Here is a 21,147-nt window from a genome sequence, read left to right as displayed (position 1 = left end):
TGGCAAACTTGACCACCCCGTACAAATGGCCCTGGGCATCGTAGAGCGGGTTATAGGTGGCCTGCAGCCAGACTGTGTTGCCGTGCCTGTCGACGCGCTGGAAAAGCCCGCTCTTGTATTCGCCACGGTTCAGTCCAGCCCAGAAATCGCGATAGGCTTCGCCTTGAACTTCGCCAGGCTCGCAGAAAATCCGATGGTGCTGGCCGCGAACCTCCTCCAGGCCATAACCCATGACCTTCTGGAAGTTGACGTTGGCATTGATGACATGACCGCCCAGATCGAACTCGATCACCGCCATGGAGCGATCGATCGCCTGCATGAAACTCGACTCGGCCTGAGCCCGTAGCACGCGGTCGTTGATGTCGCGGCTGACCTGGATGATGCGTTCGACCCTGGCGCGCTGATCACGCACAGGAATGTAGCTGGCCTGCACCCACGACCCAAGGCCATCGCGTGCCAGATGAAGGTACTGCTGTTCGCTACCCTCACCCTGGGCCAGTTGCTGCCATAACACCGCATATTCGCGGCTGCCGGCGTACTCAGGCGCGCAGAACATCCGGTGATGCTTGCCGAGGATGTCATCCAGCACGTATCCGGTCATGTTCAGAAACAGCGCGTTGGCGCCAAGTATTTCGCCTGAAGGCGCGAACTCGACGATCGCCATCGATTGGTGAAAAGCCGCCCGCTCGGCTTCGAGAGAGGCCAGTGCGCCCTGGGTCTCGTGCAAGACGTCCTGATGTTTGCGAGTGCGAATGAACATGGGTGCCGCTCCCGGTGACATGAGTGCTTGGCCGTAGCCGTCTGAAAGGCGGAATGCCTTTTCTGAAGAGGCACCATTAAGCCATCATCGTCGCAAAAGTTGTACATAATTTTTTATATGTACAATTTCTGAAGGAAAATTCGCTTACCTGTCCAAGACTCAATGCCAACCGATTTTCCACCGTTCGCTGTCGGTCAGATCACCCCAGTCCAGCACGGCCACCCGTCCGCTATACACCGCCTGCAACTCGACCTGAACGGGGCAATCCTGTTCGTCGCAGAGCAATTGGGTGACGAGAAAATGCTTTTCCCGGTTGACGGGCTGGCAGGCGGTCCACTTGGAAAGCTTGAGTTTGCGAGGGTTGAATTTATTCATGGATCCTCCAGTACAGTCGCGAACAGGCCTAAAAACATGTACAGAGTATTTCATACGTACAGCTTTTCTTGTGGCAATTCTGGCGGTAAAAACAGCCCTCTCCACCGGCTTGGCCCCACTACAGAACGCCGAGTTTGATCAGGCATAATGCCGCGACTCATCCGAGGGTGCCGGCAAGCCCACCTCTTTTTGGAATGCCTGATGAATCCCACCGAAAGTCTCAAGGACTACAAGCGCGTACGCACGCTGGCGATCCGCTCGCTGTTCGAGATCATCGAGCAGTCCAGCGAAGGCACGGTCATTGTCGATCGCGATGCGAATATCGTCTGGATGAACGAGCGCTACGCCCGTCGTTTCGGCCTCAATTCGGCGCAGGAAGCCATCGGCCGCGCCTGCGAAAGCGTCATCCCCGGCAGCTTGCTGCGTGAGGTGGTGCGCACCGGACGGCCGATCCTGCTGGACATGCAGGACACGCCCAAGGAACCGCTGGTGGTGATGCGCCTGCCGATCCACGACAACGCCGGCGCGGTGATCGGCGCCATCGGTTTTGCCCTGTTCGATGAGTTGCGCAGCCTGTCGCCGATGCTCAAGCGCTATCTGAGCATGCAGGAAGAACTGGCCTCCACCCGCTCGTTGCTGCGGGCGCGGCAGACCAAGTACAACTTTGCCCACTTCATCGGCACCAGCAGCGCCGGCCTGGAGGTCAAGCGCCGCGCCCGACGCAGCGCCAGCACCGATTCACCGGTGCTGCTGCTCGGCGAAACCGGTACCGGCAAGGAGTTGCTGGCCCAAGCGATCCATAGTGCTTCACCGCGGGCACACAAGGCCTTTGTCAGCATCAACAGCGCTGCCATCCCCGAATCGCTGCTCGAAGCCGAGTTCTTCGGCACCGCGCCAGGCGCTTTCACCGGCGCCGACCGCAAGGGCCGCGCCGGCAAACTGCAGATCGCCCAAGGCGGCACGCTGTTCCTCGACGAGATCGGCGACATGCCGCTACCGCTGCAAAGCAAACTGCTGCGGGTGCTTCAGGAGAAAGAATACGAACCGGTCGGCTCCAACGAGGTGTTGCAGAGCGATGTGCGGATCATTGCCGCGACCTCCACCGATCTTGAAGCGGCAATCAAGCGCGGCGAGTTCCGCGCCGACCTCTATTACCGTCTCAACGTGCTGCCGATCCAGGTCCCGCCGCTGCGTGAGCGCCTGGATGATCTGCCGGCACTGAGTGAGGCGATCCTCGAAGAACTGCGCAGCCAGCACGAACTGCACCGCGACGCCCTCGATCTGCTGGGCCAACATGCCTGGCCGGGCAACATTCGGGAGTTGCGCAACGTGCTGGAACGAGCCGCGTTGCTCAGCGACGACCTGATGCTCAGCGCTGCTGACATCCGCGCGGCCATCGGCACTTTCATCCCGGTTGAGCGCACGACAGGCCCGACCCTGGAGCCGTTATTGGCGCAGGAAACCTTCAGCCAGGCCCGGGCTCGATTTGACCGGCACTTGATCGAAACTACCCTCGCGAAATGCGATGGCAAGGTAGTCGAGGCGGCCGAGCGGTTGGGGCTGGGAAGATCGACGTTGTACAAGAAGATGGTGGCGCTGGGGATTGCGGAGTCTCAATAAAGAGACTGAGATCTCTTTTTTTAGACTGGCGATCTTGGAGCGCTGCGGGCTCTTCGCGAGCAGGCTCGCTCCCACAGGTATGGCTTTCTTTCAGTCCATCACCGTCTCATGTGGGAGCGAGCCTGCTCGCGAAGAGGCCGGGCCCTCCAACAAAAATCTCAGAACAGAGAATAATCCTTCTCCCTCGCCTTTCAGTAACAAAAATTATCCTTATCTATCAGCGACTTAGCTATCTGGCACAGATATCGCTATAGCCCTCCTCAGAGCATCACCCACAAAAATAACAATCCCAGGAGACACACCATGAGTGTGATCATTGCCTTGGCAGCCCTCACGCTGTTGATGGTTGCCGCCTACCGTGGCTACAGCGTCATTCTCTTTGCCCCGATCGCCGCCCTCGGCGCGGTCCTGCTTACCGATCCATCCGCCGTCGCCCCTGCATTCACCGGGGTGTTCATGGACAAGATGGTCGGTTTCATCAAACTCTATTTCCCGGTGTTCCTGCTTGGCGCGGTGTTTGGCAAGCTGATCGAGTTGTCGGGTTTCTCCCGCTCCATCGTCGCCGCGGCGATTCGCCTGCTGGGCACACGCCAGGCCATGCTGGTGATCGTGCTGGTCTGCGCGTTGCTGACTTATGGCGGCGTGTCGCTGTTCGTCGTGGTGTTCGCGGTGTACCCGTTCGCCGCGGAGATGTTCCGCCAGAGCAATATCCCCAAACGGCTGATTCCAGCCACCATCGCCCTCGGCGCATTCTCGTTCACCATGGACGCCCTGCCCGGCACGCCGCAGATCCAGAACATCATCCCCAGCACCTTTTTCAACACCACCGCTTGGGCCGCGCCGTGGCTGGGCGTGATCGGTACGATCTTCGTCTTCTGCTTCGGCATGCTGTTTTTGCAGCGCCAGCGCAACAAGGCCCAACGCGCCGGTGAAGGTTATGGCACCGAACTGCGCAACGAGCCGGAAACCGCTGAGGACATCAAGCTGCCCAACCCGTGGATCGCCGTTTCGCCGCTGCTGGCGGTGGGGATCATGAACCTGCTGTTTACCCAGTGGATCCCGCAGTGGTACGGCAAGACGCATAGCCTGGCGCTGCCGGGCATGGCGACACCGGTGACCAGCGACATCGCCAAGCTCACCGCGATCTGGGCGGTACAGGCCGCTTTGCTGGTGGGTATTGTCATGGTGCTGCTGTTCGGCTTCCGCGCGATTCGCAGCAAACTGGCCGAAGGTAGCAAGAGCGCGGTGGGCGGTGCCTTGCTCGCGGCGATGAACACCGCTTCGGAATACGGTTTCGGTGCGGTGATCGCCTCCTTGCCGGGCTTCCTGGTGCTGGCCGACTGGCTCAAGAACATTCCCGATCCGCTGGTCAACGAAGCGGTCACCGTGACGCTGCTGGCCGGCATCACCGGTTCCGCGTCGGGGGGCATGAGCATCGCCCTGGCGGCGATGTCCGAAACCTTCATCAGCGCCGCCCACGCCGCCAACATTCCCCTGGAAGTGCTGCACCGGGTGGCCGCCATGGCCAGCGGCGGCATGGACACCCTGCCCCACAACGGCGCGGTGATCACCTTGCTGGCCGTCACCGGCCTGACCCACCGTGAAGCCTACAAAGACATTTTCTGCATTACGCTGATCAAGACCCTCGCGGTGTTCTTCGTGATCGGTGTGTTCTACGCCACTGGCATTGTGTGAGGTTTCCATGACGACATTTCTTTCGGGCAAGACTGCCCTGGTCACCGGTTCCACCAGCGGCATCGGCCTGGGCATCGCCTTGAGCCTGGCCAAGTCCGGCGCCAACCTGATCCTCAATGGCTTCGGCGATGCCTCGGCGGCGGTCGCCGAGGTCAAGCAGTTCGGTGGCAAGGTCGGCCATCATCCGGCCGATGTCAGCGACCCGGCACAGATTGCCGACATGCTCGCCTACGCCGAGCGCGATTTCGGCGGCGTGGATATTCTGGTGAACAATGCCGGGATCCAGCACGTGGCGGCCGTGGAGGATTTCCCGGTGGAGCGCTGGGATTCGATCATTGCCATCAACCTGTCTTCGGTGTTCCACGCCACTCGCCTAAGCCTGCCGGGCATGCGCGCCAAGGGCTGGGGACGGATCGTCAACGTCGCCTCGGTGCACGGTCAGGTCGGTTCGGTGGGCAAGGCCGCGTACGTCGCCGCGAAGCACGGGGTGATCGGGCTGACCAAGGTGGTTGGCCTGGAAACCGCTACCAGCAACGTGACGTGCAATGCAATCTGCCCAGGCTGGGTGCTGACGCCACTGGTGCAGAAACAGATCGACGACCGCATCGCCAGCGGCGTCGACCCGCAACAGGCCCAGCACGACCTGTTGGCCGAGAAGCAACCGTCCCTGGAATTCGTCACCCCGCCGCAGCTGGGTGAACTGGTTCTGTTCCTCTGCAGCGAAGCCGGCAGCCAGGTGCGGGGCGCGGCGTGGAATGTTGATGGAGGGTGGTTGGCGCAATAACCCTCCGCGATCCCCGTGGCGAGGGAGCTTGCTCCCGCTGGCCTGCGAAGCGGGCCCAAGAGGCGTCTGCTGCGCAGCCGAGCGGGAGCAAGCTCCCTCGCCACAGAAGCGCTTCTCGCCATAAATAACGCCGTGTGCTGCAATGTTCGCAAGCCCCGGAAAAACAAGAGGCCCCCATGTCCGACATCCTCTGGCAACCCAGCCCCGAACGCATCGCCCGGTCGCGCATGGACGCCTTGCGCCGGTTCGTCAACGAACGGCACTCGCTGCAGTTGAACGATTACCCGGCCCTGCACGCCTGGAGCATCGACCAGCGCGAGGCTTTCTGGCAGGCCATCGTGGACTTCTTCGACATCCGTTTTCACCAGCGCCCCACCGCAGTGCTGGTGGAGGGCCCGCACATGCCCAGCGCACGCTGGTTCCCGGGGGCCACGCTGAGTTTCGCCGAACATCTGCTGCGCCGTCGCGATAACACCGTGGCGGTGGTTGCCGTGGATGAAGACGGCATCGAGCAAACGCTGACCTGGGCCGAGCTCGCCGCCCATGTCGCCGGCCTGCAGAAAAGCCTGCAAGCCGCCGGCGTGACCCAGGGCGACCGGGTCGCCGCTTGCATGCCCAACACCTGGCAGACGCTGGTGGGCATGCTCGCCACGACGAGCCTGGGGGCGATCTGGTCGTGCTCATCGCCGGATTTCGGCACCCAGGGCGTCATCGACCGGTTCGGCCAGATCGAGCCCAAGGTTTTGATTACCTGTGCCGGTTATCGTTATGCCGGCAAGGTCATCGACCAGCGCCCGAAGGTGAACGAGATCCTTGCGCGGCTGCCGTCCCTGCAACAGTTGATCGTGCTGCCTTACGCCCGACCCGATGCTCGCGTCGAGGATTTCAACACCCAGGCCGGCGTCGCGCTGTGGGAAAACTTTTATCAAAGCGGTGGCGCGCCGGAGTTCGCCAGCGTGCCGTTCGATCATCCGTTGTATATCCTCTACTCCAGCGGCACCACCGGCGTGCCGAAGTGCATCGTCCACAGCACCGGCGGCGTGCTGCTCCAACATATGAAGGAACATGGCCTGCACGTTGATCTCGGCCCCGGGGATCGGCTGTTCTACTACACCACCTGCGGCTGGATGATGTGGAACTGGCTGGTCTCGGCCCTGGCGGTGGGCAGCTCGGTGGTGCTGTATGACGGCTCGCCGTTTCACCCTGGTCCCGAACGCCTGCTCGACCTGATCGACCAACAGCGCATCAGCGCGTTCGGCACCAGCCCGAAATACCTCGCCGCCCTGGAAAGCCAAGGCATCCAGCCACGCCAGAGCCATGACCTGGGCAGCCTCAAGACCCTCCTGTCCACAGGCTCGGCTCTCGCCCCCCACAGCTACGATTACGTTTACCGCGATTTCAAGGCCGACGTTTGCCTGGCCTCGATGTCCGGCGGTACCGATATCGTCTCCTGTTTCATCAACGGCAACCCGCTGTCCGCCGTGCGCCGGGGCGAGATGCAGGGCAAGAGCCTGGGCATGGCGGTGCAGGTCTGGAACGAGGCCGGCGAGGCGGTGGTCGGCGAGAAAGGCGAGCTGGTCTGCACCCGGCATTTTCCAGCGATGCCCATCGGGCTCTGGAACGACCCGCGCCAGGATAAACTTCGCGCCTCCTATTTCAGCCAGTTTCCCGGAGTGTGGGCCCAAGGGGACTACGCCGAAGAACTGGCCCACGGCGGCTTGCTGATCCACGGACGCTCCGACGCGGTGCTCAACCCCGGTGGCGTGCGCATTGGCACGGCGGAAATCTATCGGCAGGTGGAAAAAGTCGAAGAGGTCCTCGACAGCGTCGCCATTGGCCAGCAATGGCAGGGTGACGTACGAGTGGTGCTGTTCGTGCGCCTGCGTGATGGCGTCGTGCTGGACGATACCCTGGAGCAAAAGATTCGCCAGGTCATCCGCGCTAACACGACGCCGCGCCATGTACCGGCGAAAATCCTCGCGGTCAGCGACATTCCGCGCACGATCAGCGGAAAAGTGGTGGAACTGGCCGTGCGTAACGTGGTGCATGGCGAGGCGGTGAAGAACACCGATGCGCTGGCCAATCCCGAGGCGCTGGAGCAGTTTCGCGGGCGGCCGGAGCTAGCGTCCTAAGCATCGCAAACGATCTTCGTGGCGAGGGGATTTATCCCCGCTGGGCTGCGAAGCAGCCCCATGCTGACGTCTGACATATCGAGGTGGCTGGTTTCGGGCCGCTACGCGCCCCAGCGGGGATAAATCCCCTCGCCACAACGGGTCACCTCAATCCATCAGTCCCCACTCCCCCGCCGGCGGATCGGCCGGCGGCGCGGCCCCCGTCTCCGCATGCAGCTTCAAGCGCAAACGCAAGTTGTTCGCCGAATCGGCGTTTTTCAGCGCTTCTTCCTCATCGATGGCGCCTTCGACCACCAGGTTGAACAATGCCTGGTCGAACGTCTGCATGCCCAGTTCCTCGGACTTTTCCATGATGCCCTTGAGCTCGCCCAGCTCGTTGCGCCGGATCAGGTCGGCCACCGTCGGCGAGCCCAGCATCACCTCCACCGCCGCCCGCCGCTGACCGCCGCGAGTGCGCACCAGGCGCTGGGAAACAAACGCCTTGAGGTTGTTGCCCAAGTCGTGCAGCAGTTGCGCCCGGCGTTCTTCCGGGAAAAAATTGATCACCCGGTCCAGGGCCTGGTTGGCGTTGTGGGCATGCAGGGTGGAAATCACCAGATGGCCGGTGTCGGCGAAGGCCAGGGCATGCTCCATGGTTTCCCGGTCGCGGATTTCGCCGATCAGCACCACGTCCGGCGCCTGGCGCAAGGTATTCTTGAGCGCGGCATGAAAACTGCGCGTATCCACCCCGACTTCGCGCTGGTTGACGATCGATTTCTTATGCCGATGGATATACTCCACCGGGTCCTCGATGGTGATGATGTGGCCGCTGCTGTTGCGGTTGCGGTAATCGATCAGCGCCGCCAGGGAGGTCGACTTGCCCGAGCCCGTCGCACCGACGAACAACATCAGCCCCTGCTTCTGCATGATGGTTTCCAGCAGCACCTTGGGCAGCTTCAGGTCTTCGAAGCGCGGGATGTCCAGCTTGACGTTGCGTATCACCATGGACACGTCGTTGCGCTGTTTGAAGATGTTGACCCGGAACCGCCCGACACCGGCCAGGGAAATCGCCAGGTTCATTTCCAGTTCCCGATCGAACTCAAGGCGCTGTTCGGCGTCCATCAATGACTCGGCGAGCCCGGCGACCTCGCCGACCTTGAACGCCTGGTTGCTCAGCGGCTTGAGCACACCTTCAAAACGCGCGCAGGGCGGTGCACCGGTGGACATGTAGAGGTCGGAACCATCCTGGCTTGCCAGGATGCGTAACAAGGGATCAATTTCCATGGCCTGAAAAACTTCCGCAAACTTCAATGGACACGTTGACCCGAGCCAGAAAAACTTCAGATCAACCCGCGCTTACCTTCTCCAGAGGATAGTAGAAGCCGCCGCATCGATATGAACATCCAGGAACTCCCGTGATGAATGCAATACCCGCCGGCAGCGACACACAGCAATTGATCGCCCGTCAGGACTGGACCGCCAGCCCCTTGGGCGCCATCGATACCTGGCCACAGAGCCTGCGCACCGCCGTGGACATCATGCTCCACTCGCCCATGCCGATGGCCGTGCTGTGGGGGCCGCAGCTGACCCATCTGTACAACGACGCCTATGCCCGGCTGGTCGGCGACAAGCACCCCAGGGCCTTCGGCCAGCCCACCCACACGGCCTGGCCTGAACTTCGGGGCGAGACCGAGGGGATTTATCACAGCGTGTTGCAAGGGCGCATGTACGCCTGCCGCGACAAACGGTGGCGCATGCCCTTCAGTGGCCGCCTCTGTGACGTGTGGCTCGACCTGACCTACAGCCCGATACACGACGAAAGCGCCAGTGTTGCCGGCATCCTGGTCACGGCCATCGAGACCAGCGAAAGACGCCGGCTGGCCCAGGAATTCGAGCGGCGTTCCGAGGCCAGCCTCAAGGCTCAGCAGGAAAGCGAGGAGCGCTTGCAACTGGCGCTGGCGGCCACCGATGCGCTGGGGACCTGGGACTGGGACATCAGCGAAGACCGCTTCATCGCCGATGCGCATTTCGCCCTGCTGCATGGCGTCGATCCGAGCCTGTCGCGGCAACTGCCGATCAGCGCGTACCTGGAAGGCGTGCACCCCGAAGACCGGGCGATGGTCGCGCGCAGCATCAAGCATTGCATCACCCACGGCACCGAATATGCCGAGGAGTACCGGCTGCTGCAGCCCGACGGTGAACTGCGCTGGGTATTCGTGCGCGGGCGCTGCTACAAGGATCGCCACGGCCGGCCCAAGCGCTTCCTTGGCGCGGCGCTGGACCTGACCGAGCGCAAGCGCACCGAGCACGCCCTGCGCCAGAGCCAGACCGAGCTGCAACTGATCATCAACGCCATGCCGGTGCTGATCAGCTATGTCGATCGCGAAGAGCGTTTCCGCCTGAACAACAGCGCCTACCTGAACTGGTACGGGCTGACCCCGCAGGAGCTGTACGGCAAGACCATTCGCGAGGTCATCGGCGACGAAGCGTACGCGGCGCGCGCCGAACAGATCGCCGGCGCCCTGGCGGGCAAGCCGTGCAGTTTCACCGTGCAGTCAGCCCATCGCGATGGCCGGCCACGGCATGCATTGATCAACTACCTGCCACGCCATGGCAGTGACGGCGCGGTGAACGGCTTCTACATCTTCGTGATCGACGAAACCGAGCGCAAGAAAACCGAAGAAGCGCTGCGTAATCTCAACGAAACGCTGGAGGAACGGGTAATCGCCCGCACCCAGCAACTGGCCGAGGCCAACCATCGCCTGCAAAGCGAGATGTTCGAGCGCGAACGCGCCGAAGAAGCGCTGCGCCATGCGCAGAAAATGGAAGCGGTGGGCCAGCTCACCGGCGGCATTGCCCATGACTTCAATAACATGCTCACCGGCATTCTCGGCAGCCTGGACCTGATGCAGCGCTACATCGCCTCGGGCCGCGCCGCCGAGATAGGCCGGTTTACCGAAGCGGCCATCTCCTCGGCCAACCGTGCCGCGGCCCTGACCCATCGCCTGCTGGCCTTTTCCCGGCGCCAGTCGCTGGACCGCAAACCCTTGGACGCCAATGGCCTGGTGCGCTCTCTCGAAGACCTGTTGAGCCGTACCACCGGCGATCACATCGTGCTGCGGCTTGAACTGGCCGGTGAGCTGTGGCCGGTCAGTACCGATGCCAGCCAACTGGAAAACGCCCTGCTCAACCTGGTGATCAACGCCAGGGACGCGATGCCCGACGGCGGCGAGTTGACCATCGAAACCGCCAACGTCTACCTCGACGGCAGCGACATCAGCACGCTGGAACCGGTCAAGGCCGGGGATTACGTGATGATCGCCGTGCGCGACAACGGCAGCGGCATGACTCCCGCCGTGCTGGCCAAGGCCTTCGATCCGTTCTTCACCACCAAACCCATCGGCCAGGGCACCGGCCTCGGTCTTTCGATGATCTACGGCTTTGCCCAGCAGTCCGGCGGACACCTGAGCCTGGACAGCGTGCCAGGCCAGGGCACGCGAGTGCAGTTGTACTTGCCGCGGCTGCGCGTTGCCGCGACCGAACAACCCGCAGCGCCGGCGGCCACGGACGCGCCGCCGGCCATTGCCGGGGAAACCGTGTTGCTGGTCGAAGACGAACCGGCGGTGCGCATGCTCGTGCTCGACCTGCTGGCCACCTTGGGCTACACCGCCCTCGAAGCCGAGGACGGCCGGCAGGCTCTGCTGTTGCTGGAATCCGGGCAGCGCATCGACCTGCTGGTGACCGATGTCGGCCTGCCGGGCATGAACGGCCGGCAGCTGGCTGAAATCGCCCGTCAGCACCGGCCTGATTTGAAAGTCCTGTTCATGACCGGTTATGCGCAGAAAGCCACCGAGCGCCAGGGGTTCCTCGAGCAAGGCATGGACATGGTTGCCAAGCCGTTCACCCTCGATCTCCTGGCCAACAAGATCCGGACGATGATCAACCATGGCAGCTGACTTGAGGCATAATCGCCGCCCTTTCGCACCGCTCAGGTCACCGCTGCAATGAAAGCCCAAGCCCGCCATATCCTGGTGAAAACCGCCGAAGAAGCCGAACAGCTCAAGCAACGCATCGCCAAGGGCGAAGCGTTTGACGTGTTGGCAAAAAAGTACTCCACCTGCCCCTCCGGCAAGCGCGGCGGGGATCTGGGTGAGGTACGTCCTGGGCAGATGGTCGGCGCGATCGATGCGGTGATTTTCAAGAAACCGCTGCGGGTGGTGCACGGACCGATCAAGAGCAAGTTCGGCTATCACCTGGTGCAGGTGTTTTACCGCGACTGAAGCGATGCCTCTGTGGGAGCGAGCCTGCTCGCGAAGGCGACGTACCAGTCAACATTGATGCAGACTGACCCGACGCCTTCGCGAGCAGGCTCGCTCCCACAGGTTCTGTACCGCCATCTCATCTCGGTATCAACGCCCCCGGCACCTGGATCACCCGGCTTGCCAGCAAATGCCCGGCCTCGGCGGCTTCCGCCGGGCTGCCGCCGAGCAAGCGGCTCGCCAGGTAGGCGGCGCTGAACGAGTCTCCCGCCGCCGTCGTGTCCACCACCCGCTCGACCCGCAGGGCAGGCACCTCATATGACCGGCCGTCGCAACGAATCAGACAAGCCTCGGCGCCGCGCTTGAGCACCACTTCAGGCGTTCCCAATTGTGCATAGGCAGCGAACACCGCCTCGCTGTCGGCATGGCCGAACAGCGCCTGTTCGTCGTCCACGGTCAACAACGCCAGCTCGACGTAGGGCAGCACGCTGCGATAAGCCGCACGGGCCGCCTCGACCGAGGCCCAGAGCCTCGGCCGGTAGTTGTTGTCGAACACCACCTGGGCCCCGCGCCGACGCGCCTCGACCAGCGCGTCGATGAGTTTGCGCCGGCCCTGCTCGCCAATCACCGCCAGGGTCACGCCGCTGAAATACAGCACATCGTAGTCGGCCAACGCTGCGAGAATCGGCGCGGCGGCTGGCGAGGTGAAGCAATCACGCACCGCCGCCTCGTTGCGCCAGTACAGGAAGCGGCGCTCGCCCGTCGCGTCGGTCTGGATGCAATACAGACCCGGCAGGCGCCCGGGCAAGCGCTGGACCATGCCCAAACCAATGTTTTCAGCGGCCCAGCCCTGGCACATGGCATCGCTGAAACTGTCGTCGCCCAGCGCGGTGACGTAATCCACAGCGCCGTTGTCGCCCAACGCCCGGGCCAGGTAGACCGCGGCGTTCAGCGTATCGCCGCCGAAGCTTTGCTGCAGGCTGCCGTCGGCGCGGTGTTGCAGTTCGATCATGCATTCGCCGATGAGGGCGATGCGGGGTCTGGTGTTGCTCATGAGTTATCCTGATATTTCAGCGGTGTGTTGCGGGCCGCTTTCGCGAGCAGGCTCGCTCCCACAAGTGATCGCTTGGTCACCCGCGATCCAATTGTGGGAGCGAGCCTGCTCGCGAAGGCCGCGACTCGGTCTCAACTCTTAAAAACAAGTCTCCATGCTCTCGACCACCCGCAACCCCTCATCTACCAGACACCCCACCCGCCACTTGTCGAACGTCAGGCACGGATGGGACGTGCCGAACGCAATGATGTCGCCCACCCGCAGTTCAACGCCCGGCGCCACGCTCATGAACGCATGCTGGTCCATCACCGCGGTCACCTTGCAGCCGCTGACGTCGTCCCCCGTCGCCGATTCCGAACCCGGCGTGTAGCGCTTGAGCGGCACCGGCAACCCGGCGTCGTAGGCCACGTCGCGCTTGCCCAGGGCAATTACCGCAAAGCCCGGCTCCGGCAGCGATTGCACGTGAGCCCAGACTTCCAGCGCTGGACGCAAGCCTTCGTGCAGGTCACTGCGGCGCTCCAGCACACAGCATTGCGCCTCCTTGTAGATGCCATGGTCGTGGGCCACATAACTGCCGGGTCGCAACACGCTGAGGAAGCGCCCGTGGGCATTGCGTGCCTCGAAGGATTCTGCGATCAGGTCGTACCAGGCCGAACCCGAGGCGGTGATGATGGGTTTGTCGTTGGCAAACGTGCCGCTGTCCTGCAACTGCATCGCCAGCCCAACGAGGGACCCGGCGAACGCCCGGATGCCGCTGATGGCGTGATCGCCGTGGATCACCCCTTCGTAACCTTCGATACCGGTCAAGGCCAACGCCGGTTGCGCACCGATGGCCTCGGCCAGCGCAAGTACCTCGGCTTCGGTCCTGCAACCACAACGACCGCCGACCACGCCGTACTCGATCATCACGTTCAACCGTGCGCCGTGCGTGGCGAAATAAGCCCCCAGTTCGGCGACGTTGTCCGGATGATCCACCAGGCAATGGAATTCGAACGCCGGGTCGGCCAGCAGATCGGCGATCAGCGCCATGTTCGGCCGGCCTACCAATTGATTGGCCATCAGCACCCGGCGCACGCCATGGGCGTAGGCGGCGCGGGTCTGCACTGCGGTGGCCAGGGTCAGGCCCCAGGCACCGGCCTCAAGCTGGCGACGAAACAGCGTCGGGGTCATGCTGGTCTTGCCGTGGGGCGCCAGCTCGGCGCCGCTGTCGCTGACGAACTTCTGCATCCAGCGGATGTTGTGCTCCAGCGCCTCGCGATGCAGTACCAGGGCCGGCAGGCTGACATCGCGCAGCAGATGGGCGCCCAGGGAAGCGGCGCCCTTTTCGACACCGGCGTTATCAATGGCAGAAGACATGTTCGAACTCCTCATACAGCCGCGGCTGTCTATTCGTTGATGCGACGGGCCAGGTTGTTGGCGCTCTCGATCAGCACCCGGCGGTAGTCGGCATAATTGTTCTTGGCGTCAGCCCTCGGGGCGACGATGCACAGCGTCGCGATGGCCACGCCACTGGGGTCTTTGACCGGCGCGGCGAAGCAATGCGTGAAGGTGTCGGCCACACTGTCGAAGGAGAAAAATCCATCGGCACCGGCCTGGCGGATTTCCTTGAGAAACTGCTCCAGGGGCAAACGCTCGCCGCCCGGCAGGATGAAGTCGTCGGGGTCGATCAGGTCGACGATCTGCTGGTCGCTCAGATGCGCCAGCAGCAGGCGCCCGGACGCGGTCCAGGGGATCGGCGCGTTCTCACCGATGTCCGAGGAAATACGAAAATGCCGCTCGCCTTCCTTCATCAGCGCGACGGTGTATTTGCGCCCGTTGAGCAGGCACATCTGCGCGGTTTCGCGGGTCTGGCGGACGATCTCCTGCAAGGCCTGGTCGGCCTCGCGGCTGAGGTCGAAATGCCGCAGGTGCGCCTGCCCGAGAAAATACAACTGCCGCCCCAGGTAGACGTGACCATCCTTGCCGACCGGCTCGAGAATGCGCCGCTCGAGCAGCGACGCCACCAGTTCGTAGACCGTGGACTTGGGGCTGCCGATGCCGCTGGCAATATCGTTCGGGCGCAGCGGCTGGCCGATTTCCTTGAGGAAATCGAGGATATCGAACGCCCGATCCAATCCCCGGGCCCGGCGTTTGATGGTGTCTTCGGTCATTTCGTTGGTTCCTATTCAATTGCCGCGAGTGTACCCAGACTGCAAGCTGTCCACCGCTCCTTGTGGCGAGGGGATTTATCCCCGCTGGGCTGCGAAGCAGCCCCAATGACCTTGATCGCAGCCCAACCTGATACCCCACAGTGGCTTGTTGGGGACTGCTCCGCAGTCCAGCGGGGATAAATCCCCTCGCCACAGGTGTCACTTTTTCTTGTAGGCGATGCAATCGATCTCGACCTTGCAGTCAACCATCATGCTCGCCTGCACACAGGCCCGGGCCGGGGCGTGTTCGGGGCTGAAGTATTCGCCGAAGACCTTGTTGAAACTCCAGAAATCCCGCGGGTCATCCAGCCAGACGCCGCAACGCACAACATCTTCCAGGCCATAGCCGGCCTCTTCGAGAATGGCGATCAGGTTCTTCATGGTCTGGTGCGTCTGCTCGACGATGCCGCCAGCGACAATCTCGCCGTTCACCGCGGGCACCTGGCCGGACACGTGCAACCAGCCATCGGCCTCCACGGCGCGAGCGAAGGGCCGCGGCTGTCCGCCGCCCGCGGTGCTGCCGGTGCCATAGCGCGTAATGCTCATGAGTTACTCCTTATTGGATGGACTTAAAAACGGGTGTTCTTGAGAAATTCCGCCAGGCGCGGCGATTGAGGGCGCTCGAACAATTCCTTCGGCGGCCCCTGCTCTTCGATGCGGCCCTGGTTCATGAAAACGATCTTGTCGGAAACCTCGAAGGCAAAGCGCATCTCGTGGGTCACCAGCAGCATGGTCATGCCGTCTTCGGCCAGGCCCTTGATCACGTTCAGCACCTCGCCGACCAGCTCCGGATCCAGGGCCGAGGTCACTTCGTCGAACAACATCAGGCTGGGGTTCATCGCGATCGCCCGGGCAATCGCCACGCGCTGCTGCTGGCCGCCGGACAACTGACCGGGAAAGTGATCGCGCCGTTCCAGCAGGCCGACCCGCTGCAGCCATTTCTCGGCCAGGGCCACCGCTTCGTCCTTCGGCAGTTTTTTCACCTTGAGCAGGCCCAGGGTGACGTTCTGTAAAGCGCTCAGATGCGGGAACAGGTTGAATTGCTGGAAGGCCATCCCGGTCATGGCCCGGTGCCGGGCGATGACTTTTTCGGCGTGACGCACGCGCTTGCCGTCCACCTCGTCATAGCCGATGGACTCGCCGTCGAGCACGATCCGCCCGCCCTGGAACTCTTCGAGCATGTTGACGCAACGCAGCAGCGTGGTCTTGCCCGAGCCACTGGAGCCGATCAGCGTCACCACGTTGCCACGCTGCATGCTCAGGTCCACGCCCTTGAGCACTTCCAGCGGGCCGTATTGTTTGCGCAGGCCGCGGATGTCCAGCAGCGGTTGCGCGTTTGAAAGGGAAACGTCAGTCATGGCAAGGCCACCCGCTTTTCAATGTGCCGCCCGAGCAATTCGATGGCGTAGTTGATGATGAAAAAGAGAAAACCGGCGAACAGGTAGAACTCCAGGGTCATGAAGGTCCGGGCGATGATCTGCTGGGTGCTGAGCAGCAGTTCGGCGACACCGATCACCGACAGCAGGGTCGAGGCCTTGACGATCTCGGTGGAGGAATTCACCCAGGTCGGCAGGATCTGCCGCAAGGCCTGGGGCAGCAGCACATAAGCGAGCGACTGGAAGAATGTCAGGCCGATGGCCTGGCTCGCTTCCATCTGCCCGCGGGGCAGAGCCTGCAACGCACCGCGCACGATCTCGGCCACGTGGGAGCCGCAGAACAGCGTCAATCCGAGGACGCCAGCCTCGAACGCACCGATCTGCCAACCCAGGGCCGGGGCCATGTAGAAGCAGGCCAGTACCAGCACGAACACCGGCGTGCCGCGAATCAGGTCGACGTAGAAACGAAACGGCGCGCGCATCCAGACCCGGCCATAAGTCAGCGCCAACCCGGCGACGACACCGATCAAGGTGCCCAACACAATCGCCAGGGCCGAACATTGCGCGCTGGTCAGGAAACCGGCCCACAAAGTCTCCCGGGCGACCCACAACTCCTGCAACCAACTAGGGGATTGGTACATGGAACGCTCCTAACGGCGGATCGCCAGGCGCTGCTCGAAGTAACGCAGCAACATGGCAATGAGGTAACAGGCCGCGACATACAGGGCCGTGGTGACCAGCCAGGTTTCAATTACCCGGTAGCTTTCCACGTTGATCTTGCGGGCATAGTAGGTCAGCTCCGGCACGGCAATCGCCGCCGCCAGCGAGGTGTCCTTGAACAGCGAAATGAAGTTGTTGGACAACGCCGGCAGCACGTTGCGCAGCATCACCGGCACGGTGACGTAGGCCTTTACCTGCCATTCGCCCAGGCCGATCGCCAGACCTGCTTCCCGCTGCCCTTTGTGAATACTCACCAGGCCGCCACGGAACACTTCGGTGAGGTAGGCCCCGGCGTACAGCGAAAGCGTGATGACGAACGACGGCAGCTTGTCCAGGCGAATACCCAGGCTCGGCAAGGCGAAGTAGATCAGCAGGATCAGCACCAGGATCGGTGTATTGCGGATCACCGTGACATACACCGAGGCCAACAACCGCAGTGCGCGGTGCTTGCTCAACAGCGCGAACGCCAGCAGCAGGCCGATCACACAACCGATCGCGATCGACACCAGCGCGAGGGAAAGCCCCAGGCCAAGCCCCGCCAGCAGCGTGTCGAAATCGCGCCAGACGGCGGCAAAGTTCAACTGATAATTCATGGTCGGCAGTACCTTCGACGGGGCGCCCAACGGCGGCGCCCCGGGCTCACTGGGTCATTTGTATTCAACGGGGAAACCGATGGCCGGCGATGGCAGCTCGACGCCGAACCACTGTTTGAACGATGCGGCATAGGTCGGGAATTCCACACCGGTCATGGCTTCATGCAGCGCAGTGTTGACGAAGTTCAACCAGTCCTGGTCGCCGCGCTTGACCGCGCAAGCGTAGGTTTGCGGACTCCAGGCGTAGGCCGGGCTGCGGTAGCGACCGGGGTTCTGCACCATCAGGTATTTGACCGAGGACTGGTCGGTGGCAGCGGCAGCGGCACGGCCGGAGTTCACCGCCTGATACATCAGGTCGACGCTGTCGTACTGGTCGACCTTGGCCTGGGGCAGCGCCTGGTGCACCAGCTCTTCGGCGTAGACGTTCTGCAGCACCGCCACGGTGACGTCATCGCCGGCAGCCTTGAGGTCTTCGATTTCCTTGAACTTGCTGTTGGCCGGCAGTAGCAGGCCTACCCCTTCGCGGTAGTACGGCAAGGTAAATGCCACCTGTTGGGCTCGGCTGGCGGTGACCGTAATGAACTGGCAGCTCATGTCGACCTTGTCGGTCAGCAGGTTGGGAATCCTTGCATCGGAAGACTGCACCACGAATTCGACTTTTTCCGGGTCATTGAACAAACCCTTGGCGACGATCCGCGCGATATCGATATCGAACCCCTGCAACTTGCCATCCGCTCCCTGGAAGTGCCACGGCGCATTGGTGCTGCCCGTGCCCACGATCAATTTCCCGCGTTGCAGCACGCTGTCCAGCTTGCTGTCGGCCGCCTGAGCGACACCCATGGCAGCCGTCGTGGCCGCGAAGAGAAAAACACACGCTTTGAACAAGGAAGGTCGGCATTGCATGGCAAGCACTCCAGGATGAGTTTATTCCGCTATAACGGAACATGGTATGTAACAACGGAATAGACAGCAGAAAGTGTGCCACAGGCTTGATGTGCATGGGTGGGAAAAATGGAATGTGAGGAAAATCAGCGAGATGGAAAAATACAACGCCTGAGGGCACCCCGGCGGGTCGCTGCGTGGTTGCTACCGTTGGCCACGGATGCGGGTAGCGAGGCCCCAAATCGGTGCCGCTGCGGGTGGCTAGCCCTGTGGGAGCGAGCCTGCTCGCGATGGCGGTGTTTCAGCCGACAACAATGCCGACTGACCTGACGCTTTCGCGAGCAGGCTCGCTCCCACTTGGATTCGCGGCGCCTTGGGAAGGAGTTGGTCTATTCCATGGAGGTAACCAGACGATTTACCGCTTGGCAGCCTCGTCATAAACCTGGCCACGCTCGCGCTTGCCCACCGCAATCACCGTAACGACCAACCGATCATCTATCACGCGATAAACCAATCGATAGCCCGCGCTGCGCAGCTTGATTTTATAGGCATCTTCCAGCCCATGGAGCCGGTCCGCCTGGACATGCGGATTGCCCAGCCGCTCCTCCAGCTTTTTCTTGAACTGAGCTCTTAACGTTGCTCCCAGTTTTTTCCACTCTTTTAATGCCTTATCAGAAAATTCCAACTCATAGGTCATCAAGAGAAACCTTAATCGTTGGGTCATTCTCCCGCTCGCGGCAAAGGGCAACCAGCTCGATGTCCTCAAGCCGCTCCATCATGGCTTCATACTCTTTGGCAGGGACACAGTAAAAAGCCGGCTCGTTACGGTTGAGGATCGCTACAGATAATCCTCCGCCTGCAGCAACGGTGCCCATGGGGTTTTTCTTGAGTTCGGAGATGCTGGCTACCACTTGAGAAAGCACGATATGGGTCATGAGATATCCTCGAGCACTTTTAATGGTGCTAAAAATAGCACTCCAAACCGGCTCTCGCTACTGCTCAACGCCCGCAAAACCTCACCCTGGACAACATTCGCAAATCCCCCTCGCGGTAATAATCGTCGCTCCAGCTGTCATCCACCGCCAGCGGCTTGACCTGCTTGAGGGCGAGTTTTTTCGCGAAGTAACGAAAGCGGTAATGCTCGTAGAAACGCAGCAGTTCGAGCCCGTAGCGGTCGGCCAGGTCGGTGTCGCCCTGGATGATGAGATAGTTCTCGTCGTTGCCGTTGCTCGCCGCGATGCTGAGATTATGGCTGCCGCTGATGATGGTCGGCGCATCGCTGGTGAAATCGGTGACCACCGCTTTGGTATGCACCAGCAGGTTGCCTTTCTGACCTTTCATGTTTTCCCTGAGCCAACCTTCCAGGCCAGTATTGAGCAGCGCGGTGGCGGCGAATTCGGCAGTGCGGTCGGCGTGAAAACCGCTGATGCGGCTGGTGGTATTTTGCAGGCCGTAGCGCAGCACGTCGTCATTGGGCTGGCCGAGCAAGGCATCGAGGATCCGGTCGGGCAAGGCAAACGCCGTGACGAACAGCAGGTCCTTGCGCGCACCGTCGATGATGTCGACGAAGCGATCCAGATCGCCGTGCCCGGTACGCGGCGAGAAACCGGCAAACAGTTTCTCGTCTGCATCCATGGGGTTGTTGCGGGTCAGCCATTGGCGCGTGGCATCGACATCCTCCGGTGTGGCCCAGATCTGCTCGAACACCTGAAGGTAACTGGCGCTGATGCGCGGGTCGTCCAGCACATGAATGACATTGGCCTGGCGGTAGATGCCGTTGGCGGTGAAATTGGTACTGCCGCACAGCACCGCCTCGGGTTTCAGCGACGCGTTCCCTTCGACTTTGCTCAGCACGATGAACTTGTCGTGGAAGATATTGTGGGTGACCCGCCCACGCTTGTTCGCCGCTGGCAGTTTTTCCAGGCTGGCTTCGTTGCGCAGCGTACCGTCATCCCCCGGTTCGGCGTGGTACAGCACCCTGACCCGTGCACCACGGGCATGGGCAGCGTTCACCGCATCGACGATCACCGGTAATTCGTACTCATAAATGGCGACGTCCAGCGCCCAGCTGGCATCGAGCGCCCGATCGATGAAGCCGGTGAGGCGTCCCAGCAAGCCGTTTTCCAGCCAGCGCCGCGGCGCGTCGGGCCAGTCGTCGATGGACAGGTTCTTGTTGGCGTCAATGAGTGCGTCCAGTTCGGGAAACTTGCGCTGGAACGCCTGGCTGGCGGCCACCGCGCGATTGAAGATGACCCGCTGGTTGGCCGGCTGGCCGTCATCGCTGGTCACGCTCACTTCGAGGGATTCGCCCAGTTGCGGCGCATCGGCGCTGCCGTAGGCCAGGTGCACGCGATAATGAATCGTCACGCCAGGGTTGACGGCGTAATCGGCCCAGCGAAATTTCTGCAAGGGCGCCTTGTCGCTGGGCGTGGCATGGAACTGGGGAAAGATGTGGGCCTTGTCGGGGAACGTCAGGCTGTTGAACAGGAACAGCCAGGGCTTGGCGCCCTGCTGCTTCTCGATGGCAAAACCCAGCAGCCCCTTGCGCCGGGGCTCGGCCAGGTCCATGGCGAGCAACACGCCGTTGGTGCCGGCATAGGCCTTGACCCGGAAATCGTCCTTCGCGTTGGTGACCAGTACGCGCATGGTTCACTCCTGTGGAGACTGCCTGAGCATAGAGCAGTGATGCAGATTGAACATAGAGGTCCTGGACCGAGGTGATGCCTTCG

At 62.1% G+C, this 21,147-nt stretch carries 19 protein-coding genes and 1 pseudogene; 6 read left to right on the top strand and 14 right to left on the bottom strand.

From position 1 onward, the window contains the following. Positions 1-28 precede the first annotated feature (28 nt). Both J3P86_RS10905 and J3P86_RS10900 read right to left on the bottom strand, forming a co-directional pair. Positions 29-664 (bottom strand): annotated as a pseudogene (locus J3P86_RS10905) (PAS domain-containing protein); the annotation flags it as partial. Between the two features lie 255 nt (positions 665-919). Next, complete coding sequence (locus tag J3P86_RS10900) at positions 920-1,135, bottom strand: TIGR02450 family Trp-rich protein (RefSeq protein ID WP_434624419.1); 216 nt, start codon at positions 1,133-1,135, stop codon at positions 920-922. Between the two features lie 201 nt (positions 1,136-1,336). On the opposite strand from J3P86_RS10900, the gene J3P86_RS10895 reads away from it, so the two are divergent. The 4 genes from J3P86_RS10895 to J3P86_RS10880 all read left to right on the top strand — a co-directional run bounded on the left by J3P86_RS10895 (position 1,337) and on the right by J3P86_RS10880 (position 7,366). Then, the gene (locus J3P86_RS10895) at positions 1,337-2,755 is read left to right on the top strand and encodes a sigma-54 interaction domain-containing protein (RefSeq protein WP_434624421.1); all 1,419 of its coding nucleotides are present in this window, start codon (positions 1,337-1,339) and stop codon (positions 2,753-2,755) included. Between the two features lie 303 nt (positions 2,756-3,058). Continuing rightward, positions 3,059-4,450 carry a GntP family permease gene (locus tag J3P86_RS10890; protein ID WP_305495295.1) on the top strand — a complete coding sequence of 464 codons (1,392 nt, stop codon included), beginning with the start codon at positions 3,059-3,061 and terminating at the stop codon, positions 4,448-4,450. A 7-nt stretch (positions 4,451-4,457) separates the two neighbouring features. Further along, the gene (locus J3P86_RS10885) at positions 4,458-5,234 is read left to right on the top strand and encodes a 3-hydroxybutyrate dehydrogenase (RefSeq protein ID WP_434700198.1); all 777 of its coding nucleotides are present in this window, start codon (positions 4,458-4,460) and stop codon (positions 5,232-5,234) included. A 176-nt stretch (positions 5,235-5,410) separates the two neighbouring features. Continuing rightward, positions 5,411-7,366 carry an acetoacetate--CoA ligase gene (locus J3P86_RS10880; RefSeq protein ID WP_434700196.1) on the top strand — a complete coding sequence of 652 codons (1,956 nt, stop codon included), beginning with the start codon at positions 5,411-5,413 and terminating at the stop codon, positions 7,364-7,366. A gap of 147 nt (positions 7,367-7,513) precedes the next feature. Here J3P86_RS10880 and J3P86_RS10875 read toward each other — a convergent pair whose 3' ends face one another. Next, complete coding sequence (locus J3P86_RS10875) at positions 7,514-8,629, bottom strand: PilT/PilU family type 4a pilus ATPase (protein WP_434700194.1); 1,116 nt, start codon at positions 8,627-8,629, stop codon at positions 7,514-7,516. A gap of 134 nt (positions 8,630-8,763) precedes the next feature. Between J3P86_RS10875 and J3P86_RS10870 the strand changes: the two genes are divergently transcribed. Together J3P86_RS10870 and J3P86_RS10865 are read left to right on the top strand one after the other, a co-directional pair. After that, positions 8,764-11,301 carry a PAS domain S-box protein gene (locus J3P86_RS10870; RefSeq protein ID WP_434624429.1) on the top strand — a complete coding sequence of 846 codons (2,538 nt, stop codon included), beginning with the start codon at positions 8,764-8,766 and terminating at the stop codon, positions 11,299-11,301. Positions 11,302-11,349: 48 nt separating this feature from the next. Continuing rightward, positions 11,350-11,625 carry a peptidylprolyl isomerase gene (locus J3P86_RS10865; protein WP_019690952.1) on the top strand — a complete coding sequence of 92 codons (276 nt, stop codon included), beginning with the start codon at positions 11,350-11,352 and terminating at the stop codon, positions 11,623-11,625. A 118-nt stretch (positions 11,626-11,743) separates the two neighbouring features. On the opposite strand, the gene J3P86_RS10860 is transcribed toward J3P86_RS10865, so the two are convergent. The 11 genes from J3P86_RS10860 to J3P86_RS10810 form a co-directional block, all read right to left on the bottom strand. Beyond that, positions 11,744-12,658: a sugar kinase gene (locus J3P86_RS10860; RefSeq protein WP_434700192.1), complete on the bottom strand. Its 915-nt coding sequence runs from the start codon at positions 12,656-12,658 to the stop codon at positions 11,744-11,746. A 138-nt stretch (positions 12,659-12,796) separates the two neighbouring features. Further along, on the bottom strand, positions 12,797-14,014 hold the full coding sequence (locus J3P86_RS10855) for an amino acid deaminase (RefSeq protein ID WP_434700190.1): 1,218 nt from the start codon (positions 14,012-14,014) through the stop codon (positions 12,797-12,799). A gap of 29 nt (positions 14,015-14,043) precedes the next feature. After that, the gene (locus J3P86_RS10850) at positions 14,044-14,808 is read right to left on the bottom strand and encodes an IclR family transcriptional regulator (RefSeq protein ID WP_434700189.1); all 765 of its coding nucleotides are present in this window, start codon (positions 14,806-14,808) and stop codon (positions 14,044-14,046) included. A 198-nt stretch (positions 14,809-15,006) separates the two neighbouring features. Next, positions 15,007-15,393 carry a RidA family protein gene (locus J3P86_RS10845; RefSeq protein WP_434624437.1) on the bottom strand — a complete coding sequence of 129 codons (387 nt, stop codon included), beginning with the start codon at positions 15,391-15,393 and terminating at the stop codon, positions 15,007-15,009. Positions 15,394-15,416: 23 nt separating this feature from the next. Next, positions 15,417-16,205 (bottom strand): amino acid ABC transporter ATP-binding protein, encoded by a 789-nt coding sequence (locus J3P86_RS10840; protein WP_305495315.1) that lies wholly within the window; start codon positions 16,203-16,205, stop codon positions 15,417-15,419. Then, a complete protein-coding gene (locus J3P86_RS10835) occupies positions 16,202-16,864 on the bottom strand; it encodes an amino acid ABC transporter permease (RefSeq protein ID WP_434700188.1) in 663 nt (220 codons plus the stop codon). Before J3P86_RS10835 ends, J3P86_RS10840 begins: the two co-directional genes overlap by 4 nt. Positions 16,865-16,873: 9 nt before the next feature. Further along, a complete protein-coding gene (locus J3P86_RS10830; RefSeq protein WP_434603967.1) occupies positions 16,874-17,536 on the bottom strand; it encodes an amino acid ABC transporter permease in 663 nt (220 codons plus the stop codon). Between the two features lie 54 nt (positions 17,537-17,590). Then, entirely contained in the window at positions 17,591-18,439 is an 849-nt protein-coding gene (locus tag J3P86_RS10825; protein ID WP_434700187.1) for a transporter substrate-binding domain-containing protein, read from the bottom strand. Positions 18,440-18,833: 394 nt separating this feature from the next. After that, positions 18,834-19,115, bottom strand: coding sequence for a type II toxin-antitoxin system RelE family toxin (locus J3P86_RS10820; RefSeq protein WP_434624440.1), 282 nt, complete (start codon positions 19,113-19,115; stop codon positions 18,834-18,836). After that, a complete protein-coding gene (locus J3P86_RS10815; RefSeq protein ID WP_434603963.1) occupies positions 19,105-19,353 on the bottom strand; it encodes a type II toxin-antitoxin system Phd/YefM family antitoxin in 249 nt (82 codons plus the stop codon). The genes J3P86_RS10820 and J3P86_RS10815 overlap by 11 nt, the downstream gene beginning before the upstream one ends. A gap of 64 nt (positions 19,354-19,417) precedes the next feature. Continuing rightward, positions 19,418-21,064 (bottom strand): phospholipase D-like domain-containing protein, encoded by a 1,647-nt coding sequence (locus J3P86_RS10810; protein ID WP_434624443.1) that lies wholly within the window; start codon positions 21,062-21,064, stop codon positions 19,418-19,420. Positions 21,065-21,147 lie beyond the last annotated feature (83 nt).

It is taken from the genome of Pseudomonas sp. D1-1 (assembly GCF_051132225.1).
Classification (GTDB): Bacteria; Pseudomonadota; Gammaproteobacteria; order Pseudomonadales; family Pseudomonadaceae; genus Aquipseudomonas.
The sequence above is the reverse complement of the archived record's forward strand: the minus strand, read 5'-3'. Positions and strand labels throughout refer to the sequence as shown.

Bases quoted from the DNA above. Each gene is read 5' to 3' on its own strand.
- J3P86_RS10900 (WP_434624419.1), bottom strand. From the start codon at position 1,135: ATGAATAAATTCAACCCTCGCAAACTCAAGCTTTCCAAGTGGACCGCC.
- J3P86_RS10895 (WP_434624421.1), top strand. From the start codon at position 1,337: ATGAATCCCACCGAAAGTCTCAAGGACTACAAGCGCGTACGCACGCTG.
- J3P86_RS10890 (WP_305495295.1), top strand. From the start codon at position 3,059: ATGAGTGTGATCATTGCCTTGGCAGCCCTCACGCTGTTGATGGTTGCC.
- J3P86_RS10885 (WP_434700198.1), top strand. From the start codon at position 4,458: ATGACGACATTTCTTTCGGGCAAGACTGCCCTGGTCACCGGTTCCACC.
- J3P86_RS10880 (WP_434700196.1), top strand. From the start codon at position 5,411: ATGTCCGACATCCTCTGGCAACCCAGCCCCGAACGCATCGCCCGGTCG.
- J3P86_RS10875 (WP_434700194.1), bottom strand. From the start codon at position 8,629: ATGGAAATTGATCCCTTGTTACGCATCCTGGCAAGCCAGGATGGTTCC.
- J3P86_RS10870 (WP_434624429.1), top strand. From the start codon at position 8,764: ATGAATGCAATACCCGCCGGCAGCGACACACAGCAATTGATCGCCCGT.
- J3P86_RS10865 (WP_019690952.1), top strand. From the start codon at position 11,350: ATGAAAGCCCAAGCCCGCCATATCCTGGTGAAAACCGCCGAAGAAGCC.
- J3P86_RS10860 (WP_434700192.1), bottom strand. From the start codon at position 12,658: ATGAGCAACACCAGACCCCGCATCGCCCTCATCGGCGAATGCATGATC.
- J3P86_RS10855 (WP_434700190.1), bottom strand. From the start codon at position 14,014: ATGTCTTCTGCCATTGATAACGCCGGTGTCGAAAAGGGCGCCGCTTCC.
- J3P86_RS10850 (WP_434700189.1), bottom strand. From the start codon at position 14,808: ATGACCGAAGACACCATCAAACGCCGGGCCCGGGGATTGGATCGGGCG.
- J3P86_RS10845 (WP_434624437.1), bottom strand. From the start codon at position 15,393: ATGAGCATTACGCGCTATGGCACCGGCAGCACCGCGGGCGGCGGACAG.
- J3P86_RS10840 (WP_305495315.1), bottom strand. From the start codon at position 16,205: ATGACTGACGTTTCCCTTTCAAACGCGCAACCGCTGCTGGACATCCGC.
- J3P86_RS10835 (WP_434700188.1), bottom strand. From the start codon at position 16,864: ATGTACCAATCCCCTAGTTGGTTGCAGGAGTTGTGGGTCGCCCGGGAG.
- J3P86_RS10830 (WP_434603967.1), bottom strand. From the start codon at position 17,536: ATGAATTATCAGTTGAACTTTGCCGCCGTCTGGCGCGATTTCGACACG.
- J3P86_RS10825 (WP_434700187.1), bottom strand. From the start codon at position 18,439: ATGCAATGCCGACCTTCCTTGTTCAAAGCGTGTGTTTTTCTCTTCGCG.
- J3P86_RS10820 (WP_434624440.1), bottom strand. From the start codon at position 19,115: ATGACCTATGAGTTGGAATTTTCTGATAAGGCATTAAAAGAGTGGAAA.
- J3P86_RS10815 (WP_434603963.1), bottom strand. From the start codon at position 19,353: ATGACCCATATCGTGCTTTCTCAAGTGGTAGCCAGCATCTCCGAACTC.
- J3P86_RS10810 (WP_434624443.1), bottom strand. From the start codon at position 21,064: ATGCGCGTACTGGTCACCAACGCGAAGGACGATTTCCGGGTCAAGGCC.